The 13,366-nt window shown below is 66.1% G+C and carries 10 protein-coding genes; 4 read left to right on the forward strand and 6 right to left on the reverse strand.

The features are described 5' to 3' along the window. Positions 1–120: 120 nt before the first annotated feature. Positions 121–702, forward strand: coding sequence for a superoxide dismutase [Fe] (sodB, locus tag FIV02_RS17685; RefSeq protein ID WP_037049239.1), 582 nt, complete (start codon positions 121–123; stop codon positions 700–702). A 66-nt stretch (positions 703–768) separates the two neighbouring features. On the opposite strand, the gene FIV02_RS17690 is transcribed toward sodB, so the two are convergent. Further along, a complete protein-coding gene (locus tag FIV02_RS17690) occupies positions 769–1,413 on the reverse strand; it encodes a hypothetical protein (RefSeq protein WP_037049242.1) in 645 nt (214 codons plus the stop codon). A gap of 2 nt (positions 1,414–1,415) precedes the next feature. Next, on the reverse strand, positions 1,416–2,711 hold the full coding sequence (locus FIV02_RS17695; RefSeq protein WP_152489366.1) for an ammonium transporter: 1,296 nt from the start codon (positions 2,709–2,711) through the stop codon (positions 1,416–1,418). Between the two features lie 303 nt (positions 2,712–3,014). Between FIV02_RS17695 and FIV02_RS17700 the strand changes: the two genes are divergently transcribed. Then, on the forward strand, positions 3,015–5,069 hold the full coding sequence (locus FIV02_RS17700) for a bifunctional diguanylate cyclase/phosphodiesterase (RefSeq protein ID WP_037049246.1): 2,055 nt from the start codon (positions 3,015–3,017) through the stop codon (positions 5,067–5,069). An 84-nt stretch (positions 5,070–5,153) separates the two neighbouring features. Here the strand turns inward: FIV02_RS17700 and FIV02_RS17705 are convergent, their stop codons facing one another. Both FIV02_RS17705 and FIV02_RS17710 read right to left on the reverse strand, forming a co-directional pair. Further along, positions 5,154–6,059 carry a GIDE domain-containing protein gene (locus tag FIV02_RS17705; RefSeq protein WP_152489367.1) on the reverse strand — a complete coding sequence of 302 codons (906 nt, stop codon included), beginning with the start codon at positions 6,057–6,059 and terminating at the stop codon, positions 5,154–5,156. 10 nt (positions 6,060–6,069) lie between these two features. After that, positions 6,070–6,642 carry a LemA family protein gene (locus tag FIV02_RS17710; protein WP_037049251.1) on the reverse strand — a complete coding sequence of 191 codons (573 nt, stop codon included), beginning with the start codon at positions 6,640–6,642 and terminating at the stop codon, positions 6,070–6,072. Positions 6,643–6,832: 190 nt separating this feature from the next. Between FIV02_RS17710 and FIV02_RS17715 the strand changes: the two genes are divergently transcribed. Next, positions 6,833–8,170, forward strand: a complete 1,338-nt coding sequence (locus FIV02_RS17715; RefSeq protein ID WP_037049254.1) for an imelysin family protein — start codon at positions 6,833–6,835, stop codon at positions 8,168–8,170. Between the two features lie 99 nt (positions 8,171–8,269). Here FIV02_RS17715 and FIV02_RS17720 read toward each other — a convergent pair whose 3' ends face one another. Next, positions 8,270–9,094, reverse strand: a complete 825-nt coding sequence (locus FIV02_RS17720; protein ID WP_150606047.1) for an AraC family transcriptional regulator — start codon at positions 9,092–9,094, stop codon at positions 8,270–8,272. Positions 9,095–9,100: 6 nt separating this feature from the next. Beyond that, positions 9,101–9,670 carry a GNAT family N-acetyltransferase gene (locus FIV02_RS17725; RefSeq protein WP_152489368.1) on the reverse strand — a complete coding sequence of 190 codons (570 nt, stop codon included), beginning with the start codon at positions 9,668–9,670 and terminating at the stop codon, positions 9,101–9,103. 205 nt (positions 9,671–9,875) lie between these two features. Here FIV02_RS17725 and FIV02_RS17730 point away from each other — a divergent pair, with 205 nt between their 5' ends. Continuing rightward, positions 9,876–13,364, forward strand: a complete 3,489-nt coding sequence (locus tag FIV02_RS17730; RefSeq protein WP_152489369.1) for a PAS domain-containing hybrid sensor histidine kinase/response regulator — start codon at positions 9,876–9,878, stop codon at positions 13,362–13,364. Positions 13,365–13,366: the final 2 nt, after the last annotated feature.

Genomic DNA, 13,366 nt, shown 5'->3' on the forward strand with positions numbered 1-13,366 from the left:
CCGAGACCGGGTGCTATCATCGCGAGTCTGCGGCGCAAGGAGTACAGACTCCACGCCGCTTACGGGCCGCCCGTGATCGGCCTTGCGCATACCGCACACGACCTGAGTAGGAGATAGACCATGGCTTTTGAATTGCCGCCGCTGCCTTACGAAAAGAATGCTCTCGAGCCGCACATTTCCGCCGAGACCCTGGAATTCCACCACGGCAAGCACCACAACACCTACGTGGTAAACCTGAACAACCTGGTGCCGGGCACCGAGTTCGAAGGCAAGAGCCTGGAAGAAATCGTCAAGACCTCCTCGGGCGGCATCTTCAACAACGCCGCGCAGATCTGGAACCACACCTTCTACTGGAACTGCCTGTCGCCGAACGGCGGTGGTCAGCCGACCGGCGCCCTGGCTGATGCCATCAACGCCGCCTTCGGTTCCTTCGACAAGTTCAAGGAAGAATTCAGCAAGGTCTCCATCGGCACCTTCGGCTCCGGCTGGGGCTGGCTGGTGAAGAAGGCCGACGGCTCCCTGGCCCTGGCCAGCACCATCGGCGCCGGCTGCCCGCTGACCAGCGGCGACACCCCGCTGCTGACCTGCGACGTCTGGGAACACGCCTACTACATCGACTACCGCAACCTGCGCCCGAAGTACGTCGAGGCGTTCTGGAACCTGGTCAACTGGGACTTCGTCGCCCAGAACTACGCGGCCTGAGTTCAAGCCCCGTAATCCGAAGAACCCGGCCTCGATGGCCGGGTTTTTCGTATCTGCCGCCTGCATTCACAGCAGGCGCCTCGGCGAGAACGCCGCCCCGCGCTCCTCCACGCGACTGACCGCCTGGCTCAGCACACGGTCGGCGCGCACCGGCCCGAGAAACTCGCACAAGCCGATATAGAGCAGATTGAGCAGCTTGCGCAGTTGCTCCAGGCCCAGTGCGGCGATGCCATCGGCACTGCCCTGCTCGAACCAGGTGCGTAGCTGCGTGGTCAGTTCCGGCCCCACTTCCATGCCAGCCAGGTTGCCGGCGGCGAACCCGCGCAAGGCCGCCTGCTGCGCCGCATCGAGCTGCTCCAGCAAGGCCTGGCCCAGGGCCAGGAAGGTCGCCTGCGCCGCCGCATCGGGTGTTGCCACCCGCCTCACCGCCTCGTTGCGCCCCTGGCGCCATGCGGCCAGCTGCTCCTCCGGGTCCGGCAGCAGCTGTGAAGGTGGACCGGTCAACGCCCCCACCAGCTCCCGGTACAGGCGGGCGCGCTCCAGCTTGCGCTCGGTGCGCAGCACCACCTCGGCGAGGAACTCGTTCAGGGCGAAAGGTGGTTGCTCCGCGTACTTGTTTTCCCAGAGCGCCAGCAACGGCCATACCTCTTCCTCCGAGAAGTGCCCGACCAGCCCGGTGTAGATCGCCCGACGCCGCAGACTCAGTCTCATCCTCAGCCCCTCCTCGACCACTGCTCGCTATCGAAGGTCTGCGTCTGGTTGAATTCCGGGTAGCCGACCTCGGCATGCTCGGCGAAATCCAGCCCACGCTGTTCGTGCTGCGTGGAGACACGCAGGCCGATGGTCTTGGCCAACAGCAGGTAGACCAGCAGGGACAGCGGGAACGCCCAGAGAAAGGCCGCCACGATCCCCAGAGCCTGCACGCCGACCCGCGCCCAGTTGAACAGGTCGCCCTGGTAGAACAAACCGGCGGCCAGCGTGCCCCAGATACCGGCAAAGCCGTGCACCGGCACCGCGCCGACCACATCGTCGAGTTGCAGGCGGTCGAGCAGGCGCATGCCGTAGACCACCACGAAGCCGGCGACCAGGCCACTGAGCAGCGCGAACCCCGGAGCCATGCTGGCACACCCCGCCGTGATGCCGACCAGCCCCCCGATGGAGCCGTTGACCGTCGTGGTCAGCAGTATCGGGCTGGCGGTGCTGCGTTGTGCCAGCAACGCACCGAGCGCCCCGGCGGCGGCGGCGAGATGGGTGTTCAGGGCGATCAGCCCCAGGCTGCTGCTGACCGCCAGGTTGCTGCCGGCATTGAAGCCGAACCAGCCCACCCAGAGAATGAAGCCACCCAGCGCCACCAGCCCGAGGTTATGCCCGGGAATCATGCGCGGCGTGCCATCGGCGGCGAAACGCCCCAGGCGCGGCCCGAGCACCAGGGCTCCGGCCAGCGCGCACCAGGCGCCAATGCTGTGCACCACGGTGGACCCGGCGAAGTCGACGAACCCCAGCTTGGCCAGCCAGCCCTGGCCACCGTACATCCCGCCCCATACCCAGCTGCCGAATATCGGGTAGATGACGCCACTGATCAGCAACGCACCGACCAGGTAGGCGCCATAGCGCGTACGCTCGGCCATCGCACCGCTGGCGATGGTGGCGGCGGTCGCGGCGAACATCATCTGGAACAGCAGGAAGGTGTAATCCCAGGGTTCGGCCTGGTTCAGCGCGAAGTGACTCATGCCGAACCAGCCGGTGAGGTTGGCGCCGAACATCAGGCCGAAGCCCAGCAGCCAGAACACGATGCCGCCGACGCAGCAGTCCATGTAGTTCTTCATCATCACGTTGACTGCGTTCTTGGCCCGCGACATGCCGCTCTCCAGCAACGCGAAGCCCGCCTGCATGAAGAACACCAGCACGCTGGCCAGCACCAGCCAGGCCGTATTGGCCGCCTCCTCCGAGGCGGCATGGGCCTGAGGGGCGAAGCCGACGGCGACGAGCAACAGCACGAGTGTTTTCATCACGAACCCCCTTCCGATCGATGCCCGGACTTCGCAACTCTTGTGCCAGCATCCGGTGCCAAGGGATGTCGCGCTTCAGCCGGCACGGGGCCGACGAACGGCCAAGGCGACCAAGGGCCTCAAGTCCGGCAGAATCGCACCGACATAAAGCAGGGAGTGATGCCGATGGCATCGATTCGCACCAGGACCGTTCCTTATGGAATAAAAAGTGCCACCAGGCATGATGGCCCTTTGACGGCTAGAACGAGATTGCCAATACTCTCGTCTGACTGACGCTGTAAGCATCGACATAAGGAATTGCCTTTGAAGCTGGAATTGAAAAACAGCTTGTCGCTCAAGTTGCTCCGCGTAGTGCTGCTTTCGGCACTGGTGGTCGGGGTGGTATTGAGCTGCGCGCAGATCGTGTTCGATGCCTACAAGACGCGCCAGGCAGTATCCAACGACGCCCAGCGCATCCTCGGCATGTTCCGGGACCCCTCGACCCAGGCGGTGTACAGCCTGGACCGGGAAATGGGCATGCAGGTCATCGAGGGGCTGTTCCAGCACGAGTCGGTGCGCTACGCCGCCATCGGCCATCCCAACGAACCCATGCTCGCCGAGCGCAGCCGGGATCTGGCGCAGATACCGACACGCTGGCTGACCGACCCGATCCTCGGCCAGGAACAGCAGTTCTCCACCAAGCTGGTGGGGCGCGGTCCCTATAGCGAGTACTACGGCGACCTCAACATCACCCTCGACACCGCCGCCTATGGCGAGAGCTTCGTCACAAACTCGGTGATCATCTTCGTCTCCGGCGTGTTGCGGGCCATGGCCATGGGCCTGGTGCTCTATCTGGTCTATCACTGGCTGCTGACCAAGCCGCTGTCGAAGATCATCGAGCACCTGACCAACATCAACCCCGACCGCCCCAGCGAACACAAGCTGCCCATGCTCAAGGGCAACGAGCAGAACGAGCTGGGGCTGTGGATCAATACCGCCAACCAGTTGCTGGCCTCCATCGAGCGCAATACCCACCTGCGCCGCGAGGCCGAGAACAGCCTGTTGCGCATGGCCCAGTACGACTTCCTCACCGGCCTGCCCAATCGCCAGCAACTGCAGCAGCAACTCGACCAGATCCTCGAAGACGCCGGCCGTCTGCAACGCCGCGTCGCCGTGCTCTGCGTCGGCCTGGACGACTTCAAGGGCATCAACGAGCAATTCAGCTACCAGAGCGGTGACCAGCTGCTGCTCGCCCTCTCCGACCGCCTGCGCAGCCACAGCGGGCGCCTCGGCGCACTGGCGCGCCTCGGCGGTGACCAGTTCGCCCTGGTTCAGGCCGACATCGAGCAACCCTACGAGGCCGCCGAGCTGGCGCAGAGCGTGCTCGACGACCTAGAGCTGCCCTTCCTGCTCGACCAGCACGAAGTGCGCCTGCGCGCCACCATCGGCATCACCCTGTTCCCCGAAGACGGCGACAGCACCGAGAAGCTGCTGCAGAAAGCCGAACAGACCATGACCCTGGCCAAGAGCCGCTCGCGCAACCGCTACCAGTTCTACATCGCCAGCGTGGACAGCGAGATGCGTCGCCGTCGCGAGCTGGAGAAGGACCTGCGCGACGCACTGGCGCAGAACCAGCTGCACCTGGTCTACCAGCCGCAGGTGGACTACCGTGACCATCGCGTCGTCGGCGTCGAAGCCCTGCTGCGCTGGCAGCATCCGCAGCACGGGTTCGTCCCGCCCGACCTGTTCATCCCGCTGGCGGAGCAGAACGGCACCATCATCCCCATCGGCGAGTGGATTCTCGATCAGACCTGCCGCCAGCTGCGTGAATGGCACGACCAGGGTTTCAGCGATCTGCGCATGGCGGTCAACCTGTCCACGGTGCAGCTGCACCATGCCGAGCTGCCCCGGGTGGTGAACAACCTGATGCAGGTCTATCGCCTGCCGCCGAAGAGCCTGGAGCTGGAGGTGACCGAGACCGGTCTGATGGAAGACATCAGCACCGCCGCCCAGCACCTGCTGAGCCTGCGCCGCTCCGGCGCGCTGATCGCCATCGACGACTTCGGTACCGGCTACTCCTCGCTGAGCTACCTGAAGAGCCTGCCGCTGGACAAGATCAAGATCGACAAGAGCTTCGTGCAGGACCTGCTGGAAGACGAGGATGACGCCACCATCGTTCGCGCCATCATCCAGCTCGGCAAGAGCCTGGGCATGCAGGTCATCGCCGAGGGCGTGGAAACCGCCGAGCAGGAGGCCTACATCATCGCCCAGGGTTGCCACGAAGGTCAGGGCTACCTGTACAGCAAGCCGCTGCCAGCACGCGACCTGACCCTCTTCCTCAAGCAGGCCAGACGCCTGAGCTCCGCCGCCACGCTCTGAGCGCGTACAGACCCGCAAACGAAAACGCCGCGCCCCTCTGCAGGGACGCGGCGTTTTCATGTGCGCCAGTCGGTATGCCAGGCGCTACCAGCTCTGCACGCCGAACAGCCAGGCCGTCGCCAGCGCGCCGACCAGGCACAGCACGGCGCCAGCCGCTGCCTGCCAGTAGAAGCCACGGGCCAGCTCGTCCTCGCCGCTGTTGGAAAGGATGAAGGGCTGGCGCTCTCCGGGCTTGGCCATCTGGTTCTGCGCCGGTTCCGCCGCCTTGAGTCGATGGCGGTCCTCGGCCTCCAGCTGCGCGGCCAGGCGCACGCGGTTCCACTCCTGCTCATCGAGCTGGCCATTGCCGTCGCTGTCGAAACGCCGCAGCAGGCCGACGTAGTCGCCCTTCCACTCGCGGATCACCTCGCCCTGCGCCGACTGCATGTCGAAGCCCTGCTGCGCGGCGCCATGCGTACTGAAGTCGCCGATGGCGTACAGCGGCTGGCCGACGTGGAAGCGCTCCTCGCTGTAGCGGTAACGCTGGCCGCTGCTGAGGAAACCGAGCAGGCCGGTCTTGGCCGGCCCCAGCGGATGGCGCAGGTTGCCCTCCCAGACCTCGCGTACCACCGCGCGGATCTCCGCACCGCGCGGGTCGATCAGGCACTCGCCGGTGCCATCGACCAGGCGCAGCCAGGCATCGCTGGCCCCGCTCTCGACGACCCGCCAGCTGCGCTTGCTGCCACTGGAGCGGTACTCCTCGATACGAAAGCGCCACCACAGGCACGGTTTGCCGGTCAGCGGCCCGCTCAGCTGCATGTCCGGCAGCGCCTCGAGCACACCGTAGAGTTCGACGTAGCCCTGCGCCGCCGAACGAATCTTCGAGGTCGGCGTATCGAGCAGATGACGCGCCTGCGACCAGCGCCGCAGGCACCACCAGGCCCCACCCAGAAAAGCACCGAGGGCGAAGGCCAGCGTTAGGAAGAAACCGAAAGGATCACCCTGCATCACCGGCGGATGCTCAACCGAACAGCGATTTCATGTCGACGTCGGCCTTCTCGGCATCGCTGAACACCAGCAGCTCGGCCTCGCGGAAGTTGAACATGCGCGCGACGATCACGTCCGGGAACTGCTCGATGCGCACGTTGTTGAGGTTGACCGCTTCGTTGTACAGCTCGCGGCGGTCGGCGATACCGTTCTCCAGGCCGCTGATGCGCTGCTGCAGGTGCTGGAAGCTGTCGTTGGCCTTGAGCTCGGGGTAGTTCTCGGCCAGGGCGAACAACTGGCCGAGGCCGGCGCGCAAGCCGCTCTCGGCCTTGCCCAGGGCGCTGACATCGTGCTGCTCGCGCGCGCTGGCCACGGCACTGCGCGCAGCGATGACGCGCTCCAGCGTGGCGCTTTCGTACTGCATGTACTGCTTGCAGGTCTCGACCAGCTTGGGCAGCTCGTCATGGCGCTGCTTGAGCAGCACGTCGATGTTCGACCAGGCCTTGCTGACGCCATGCTTGAGGCGCACCAGGCCGTTGTACAACGACACCGCGTAGGCGCCCAGCAGAACGAGGACAACGATCACGATCACGGTGGTCAGGCTCATGCAGTTTTCTCCATGCAGAACTGCGAATCAGGTGCTGGCATTCTAGCGGCAGCCGCGCCTCTCGACAGCGATATCCTGCACAGCGACGCATAATGGCCTTTACACATAATGCGAAACATTTGCATTATGTCGCAGTTTTTCAGGTACCACCGAGTATCAGGCCCATTTCGTTAACGCAAAGGACCCCGCCATGATTCGTATGCCCCTGGCCTCCGCCAGCCTGCTGGCCATCGCCATTTCCCTCGCTGGCTGCGGCGAAGACAAAGCCCCCGCTCCCCAGGCCGCCGCACCTGCTGCCGCCACCGAGAGCGCGGCCCCTGCGCCTGCCGCGAAGGTCGACGAGGCTGCTGCGAAGGCTGTGGTCAATCATTACGCCGACCTGGCCTTCGCGGTCTTCAGCGACGCCGCCAGCACCGGCAAGGCGCTGCAGAGCGCGGTCGACGCCCTGCTCGCCGAGCCCAGCGAAGCCAACCTGAAAGCCGCGCGTGAAGCCTGGCTGGCGGCCCGTGTGCCTTACATGCAGAGCGAAGTGTTCCGCTTCGGAAACCCGGTGGTGGACGAGTGGGAAGGTCAGCTCAACGCCTGGCCGCTGGACGAAGGCCTGATCGACTACGTGGCCGACGACTACCAGCACGCACTGGGCAACCCGGGCGCGCAAGCCAACATCATCGCCAACACCGAGATCCAGGTCGGCGAAGACAAGCTCGACGTCACCGAGATCAACGGTGAGCTGCTGGCCAGCCTGAACGAGCTGGGCGGTTCCGAGGCCAACGTCGCCACCGGTTACCACGCCATCGAATTCCTGCTCTGGGGCCAGGACCTGAACGGCACCAACCCGGGTGCCGGCGAGCGTCCGTACACCGACTACCTGGTTGGCGATGGTGCCACCGGTGGCCACAACGAGCGTCGCCGTGCCTTCCTCAAGGCCGCGACCGATCTGCTGGTCAGCGACCTGAATGACATGGTCGAGCAGTGGAAGGACGGCGTCGAAGGCAACTACCGCAGCGAGCTGGTCGCCGACTCGGGCGAGAACGGCCTGCGCAAGATGCTGTTCGGCATGGGCAGCCTGTCGCTGGGCGAGCTGGCCGGCGAGCGCATGAAGGTCGCGCTGGAAGCCAACTCCACCGAAGACGAGCACGACTGCTTCAGCGACAACACGCACAACTCGCACTTCTACAACGGCAAGGGCATTCGCAACGTTTACCTGGGCGAGTACAAGAAGGTCGACGGCAGCACCCTGACCGGCCCGAGCCTGGCCGACCTGGTGGCCAAGGCCGACGCCCAGGCCGACACCACGCTCAAGGCCGACCTGCAGGACACCGAAGCCAAGCTGCAGGCCCTGGTCGACAGTGCCGAGAAGAACAACGTGCACTTCGATCAGCTGATCGCCGCCGACAACGCCGAAGGCCAGCAACTGGTACGCGACGCCATCGCCGCCCTGGTCAAGCAGACCGGCGCCATCGAGCAGGCAGCCGGCAAGCTGGGCATCAGCGACCTGAACCCGGACACCGCCGATCACGAATTCTGATCGACCCTGCCCGTGAAAAAACCGGCGTACCCGTGAGGGGCGCCGGTTTTTTTATGTCTGGATGCCGGTAACACAACGGCTCTGCAGGCTGACCAGGGTTCAGCTCAGACAGGCCTTGCGGTACTCACCGGGGCTGACGCCATAGACCTGCTTGAACTGCCGCGACAGGTGGCTCTGGTCGGCGAAGCCCAGCTGCGTGGCCACGCCGATCGCGGAGCAACCGCTCCTGAGCAGCGCCCGCGCCTGTTCGAGACGCCGCTGCTTGAGCCAGGCATGGGGGGGCAAGCCCGTCGCACGGCGGAACACCCGGGCGAAGTGGAAGGGGGACAGATTGACCGCGGCGGCGAGTTCTTCCAGCGATGGCGGCTCAAGCAACTGCTCGGCGAGCATCTGCTTGGCGCAGGACACCGCCCAGGGTTCGCGCCCCGGCGCGGCCGCCTCGCCGACCCGCCCGTGGTGCTGGAACAACAGCAGAATCGCCTCGCGCCAGGCCAGTTGCTGCTGCAGGGCCTCGGCGCCGTCCTCCAGCAGGCGATGCAGCTGCAGGAAGGCCGTGTGCAGACGCGGGTCATCCAGCACGCTGACGGCGAACGAGGGCATGCCGGACCTGGCCAGCCCGAGCTCCTGCAACGCCCCCAGCACCTGGGCGTTGTCGGGATAGAAGCCACGGTAGCGCCAACCGTCGTCGTGCGCCTTGGAGCCGGTGTGCACCTCGTCCGGGTTGATCAGCACCATGCTGCCCTGCGGCGCCAGGTGGTCGCTGCCACGGTGGCGGAAACGCTGGGCGCCGTGCTCGATCACGGTGAAGACGAACCCCTCGTGCACGTGCGGGGCGAAGCGTTGCTGGAGATAGCGCGCCTGTAGCAGCTCGACGCCACACAGCGCCGAGGCCTGCCAGAAACGGGTCTGCTCGCGACTCTCCATCAGGGCTCAGGCGCCGAAGCGTGCCTCCAGGGCTTCCCGCACGGCCGGCCATTCCAGGTCGGTCATGCTGTAGAGAACGGTATCGTCGAGGCGGCCATCGGCCAGCCGGCGGTGGTTGCGCAGCAGCCCTTCACGCACGGCGCCGAGCTTCTCGATGGCGCGTTGCGAGCGCAGGTTGCTGCCGGCGGTCTTCAACTGCACGCGCACCATGCCCCAGTTGTCGAAGGCATGCCTGAGCATCAGGTACTTGATCGTGCCGTTCAGGCCGGTGCCGTGCTGGCTGCGGTCGAGCCAGGTCCAGCCGATCTCGCAGGCCGGCAGGGTGTTCATGAATTCGGCGAAGCGCGTGGTGCCGACCAGTTCGTCACCGAGACGCACGACGAACGGCAACGCGCGCTGCTCACGCAGATCGGCCAGCGCACTGCGGTACCAGTCCAGGCGCTGAGTGCCGCTCATGTACAGCAGTTCGTCGCGATTGCTTTCGGCCAGCGCCACCAGCGCCGGGATGTCGGCATCGGACAGCGGTTCCAGGCGCAGGGCGCCCCGTTGCAACGTCACCAGTTGCGGCTTGAACATAGGGTCCTTCCTCGGACAGAGTCGCAAACCCGGCACGCTATCAGGCCAATGCCTGCGGCACAATCAAGTCCTGTCGCAAAGTGCGCCGGGCAGCCTGCGACCTTGGTCGCAGCCGACGAACTGCCGCTTTGTGCAACACTGATCATCATCAGCCTCGCCTCGGGTGCCAGGCTCACCTCATTCCACCCTGCGTTCCGGAGCCTGCATGTCGCTGTCCCCCGGGCTGATCGCCGCGGTCGCCCTCCTCTACATGGCCATCCTGTTCTCCATCGCCTTCTATGGAGACCGCCGCAGCACGCCCATGCCGCCGAAGATTCGCGCCTGGGTCTACTCGCTGTCGCTGGCCGTGTACTGCACCAGCTGGACCTTCTTCGGCGCCGTGGGCCAGGCCGCCGAGCAGCTGTGGTCGTTCCTGCCCATCTACCTCGGGCCGATCATCCTCATGCTGAGCATGCCCTGGGTGCTGCAGAAGATGGTGATGATCAGCAAGCAGGAGAACATCACCTCCATCGCCGACTTCATCGCCGCGCGCTACGGCAAGTCGCAGTCGCTGGCCATCGTCGTGGCGCTGATCTGCCTGGTCGGCGTGCTGCCCTACATCGCCCTGCAGCTCAAGGGCATCGTGCTCGGGGTCAACCTGCTGATCGGCGAGCATGCGCTGGACACCGGCACCAGCGCGCAGGACACCGCGCTGATCGTGTCCCTGGTACTGGCCCTGTTCACCATCCTGTTCGGCACGCGCAACCTCGACGTCACCGAACACCACCGGGGCATGGTGCTGGCGATTGCCTTCGAGTCGCTGGTCAAGCTGCTGGCCTTCCTCGCCGTGGGCGCCTTCGTCACCTTCGGCCTGTACAACGGCTTCAACGACCTGCTCGCCCAGGCCCACAGCACCCCCGAGCTGGACAGCTTCTGGAACGAGGCGGTGAACTGGCCAGCCATGCTGGTACAGACCGGCATGGCGATGATCGCCATCGTCTGCCTGCCACGGCAGTTCCACGTCACCGTGGTCGAGAACATCGAGCCCAAGGACCTGCGCCTGGCACGCTGGGTGTTTCCGGCCTACCTGGTGCTGGCCGTGCTGTTCGTCGTGCCCATCGCCCTGGCCGGGCAGATGCTGCTGCCGGCCGGCGTCACCCCCGACTCCTTCGTCATCAGCCTGCCCCTGGCCGAAGCGCATCCGGGCCTGGCGGTGCTGGCCTTCATTGGTGGGGCCTCGGCCGCCACCGGCATGGTGATCGTCGCCTCGGTGGCGCTGTCGACCATGATCTCCAACGACATGCTGCTGCCCTGGCTGCTGCGCCGGCAGAGCACCGAGCGCCCGTTCGAGGCCTTCCGCCACTGGATGCTCACTGCCCGCCGGGTCAGCATCGTGCTGATCCTGCTGCTGGCCTACGTCTGCTATCGCCTGCTCGGTGAAGGCACCAGCCTGGCCACCATCGGCCAGGTGTCCTTCGCCGCCATCGGCCAGCTGGCCCCGGCCATGTTCGGCGCCCTGGTGTGGAAACAGGCCAACCGTCGCGGCGTCTTCGCCGGCCTGATCGTCGGCGCGCTGCTGTGGTTCTACACCCTGGTGCTGCCGTTGGCCGCCCGTGGCATGGGCTGGTCGCTGCACGGTTTCCCCGGGCTGACCACCCTGCTGTACGCCCCCATCGGCCTGCACGTCGACCCGCTGACCCGTGGCGTGGTGCTGTCGCTGGCCGGCAACATGCTGCTGTTCGCCTGGGTCTCCTGGTTCTCCCGCACGCGCGTTTCCGAGCACTGGCAAGCCGGTCGCTTCATCGGCCATGACCTGGGCACCAAGCCGAGCGGGCGCAGCCTGCTGGCCGTGCAGGTAGCGGACCTGCTGATGCTGTCCAGCCGCTTCGTCGGCGAAGAGCGGGCGCGGCAGAGCTTCACCCGCTTCGCCCTGCGCCAGGGCAAAGGCAAGGACTTCGATCCCAACCAGCCGGCCAACAGCGAATGGATCGCGCATACCGAGCGCCTGCTCGCCGGGGTCCTGGGGGCCTCCTCGACCCGCGCCGTGGTCAAGGCCGCGATCGAAGGCCGGGAAATGCAGGTCGAGGACGTGGTGCGCATCGTCGACGAGGCCAGCGAGGTGCTGCAGTTCAACCGCGCCCTGCTGCAGGGGGCGATCGAGAACATCACCCAGGGCATCAGCGTGGTCGACCAGAACCTGCGCCTGGTGGCCTGGAACCATCGCTACCTGGAACTGTTCGAGTACCCCGAAGGGCTGATCTACGTCGGCCGACCGATTGCCGAGATCATCCGCTTCAACGCCCAGCGCGGCATGCTCGGCGGCGGCGATGTCGAGGAGAACGTGGCCAAGCGCCTGTACTGGATGCGCCAGGGCACCGCGCACAGCTACGAACGGGTGTTCCCCAACGGCCGGGTGATCGAGCTGATCGGCAACCCCATGCCCGGCGGCGGCTTCGTCATGAGCTTCACCGACATCACCGAATTCCGCGAAGCCGAGCGCGCCCTCAAGGATGCCAACGAGAGCCTGGAGCGGCGTGTCGCCGAACGTACCCACGAGCTGTCGAAACTGAACCAGGCGCTGACCGAGGCCAAGGCGCACGCCGAGGCCGCCAACCAGTCGAAGACGCGCTTCCTCGCGGCGGTCAGCCATGACCTGATGCAGCCGCTGAATGCCGCGCGCCTGTTCTCCGCGGCGCTGGCCCACCAGGACGATGCACTGCCCGGCGAGGCCCAGGAGCTGGTCAGGCACCTGGACAGCTCGCTGCGCTCGGCCGAGGACCTGATCACCGACCTGCTGGACATCTCGCGCCTGGAGAACGGCCGCATCACCCCGGATCGCCATCCGTTCGCCCTCTCCAACCTGTTCGATACCCTCGCCGCCGAATTCGGCGTACTGGCCGCGGAACAGGGCATCGACCTGCGCGTGCACGGTAGTCGCGAATGGGTCGACAGCGACATCAAGCTGCTGCGCCGGGTACTGCAGAACTTCCTCACCAACGCTTTCCGCTACGCCAAGGGCCGTGTCGTGCTCGGCGTGCGCCGCGAGGGTGGGCAGCTGCGCCTGGAGGTCTGGGACCGGGGCGCGGGGATTCCCGAGGACAAGCGCAAGGTGATCTTCGAGGAGTTCAAGCGCCTGGACAGCCACCAGACGCGCGCCGAGAAAGGCCTGGGCCTGGGCCTGGCGATTGCCGACGGGCTCTGCCGGGTGCTATCACACCGCCTCGAAGTGCGCTCCTGGCCGGGCAAGGGCAGCGTGTTCAGCGTCAGCGTGCCACTGGCCAGAAAACCCGCAGCGAAGCCCCAGGGCCCCGCCGTGTCCGCGACGGACGGCCAGCCGCTGCAGGGCATCCAGGTGATCTGCATCGACAACGAGGACAGCATCCTCACCGGCATGTACAGCCTGCTGTCGCGCTGGGGCTGCCAGGTGTGGACGGCGCGCAACCGCCTGGAGTGCGAGCACCTGCTCAGCGAGGAAGTGCATCCGCAGCTGGCCCTGGTCGACTACCACCTGGACGAGGGAGAGACCGGCACCGAACTGATGGCCTGGCTGCGCACCCGCCTGGGCGAGCCGGTGCCCGGCGTGGTGATCAGTGCCGACGGCCGCGCCGAGCTGGTCGCCGCCGTGCATGCCGCGGGCCTCGACTACCTGCCCAAGCCGGTCAAGCCCGCCGCCCTGCGCGCCCTGCTCAGCCGTCATCTGGTCCTGCGCGGCTGATC

The organism is Pseudomonas sp. THAF187a (assembly GCF_009363395.1).
GTDB classification, from domain to species: Bacteria; Pseudomonadota; Gammaproteobacteria; order Pseudomonadales; family Pseudomonadaceae; genus Aquipseudomonas; species Aquipseudomonas khazarica.

Bases quoted from the DNA above. Each gene is read 5' to 3' on its own strand.
- FIV02_RS17710 (WP_037049251.1), bottom strand. From the start codon at position 6,642: ATGAGCCTGACCACCGTGATCGTGATCGTTGTCCTCGTTCTGCTGGGC.
- FIV02_RS17715 (WP_037049254.1), top strand. From the start codon at position 6,833: ATGATTCGTATGCCCCTGGCCTCCGCCAGCCTGCTGGCCATCGCCATT.
- FIV02_RS17690 (WP_037049242.1), bottom strand. From the start codon at position 1,413: ATGAGACTGAGTCTGCGGCGTCGGGCGATCTACACCGGGCTGGTCGGG.
- sodB (WP_037049239.1), top strand. From the start codon at position 121: ATGGCTTTTGAATTGCCGCCGCTGCCTTACGAAAAGAATGCTCTCGAG.
- FIV02_RS17695 (WP_152489366.1), bottom strand. From the start codon at position 2,711: ATGAAAACACTCGTGCTGTTGCTCGTCGCCGTCGGCTTCGCCCCTCAG.
- FIV02_RS17725 (WP_152489368.1), bottom strand. From the start codon at position 9,670: ATGTTCAAGCCGCAACTGGTGACGTTGCAACGGGGCGCCCTGCGCCTG.
- FIV02_RS17720 (WP_150606047.1), bottom strand. From the start codon at position 9,094: ATGGAGAGTCGCGAGCAGACCCGTTTCTGGCAGGCCTCGGCGCTGTGT.
- FIV02_RS17730 (WP_152489369.1), top strand. From the start codon at position 9,876: ATGTCGCTGTCCCCCGGGCTGATCGCCGCGGTCGCCCTCCTCTACATG.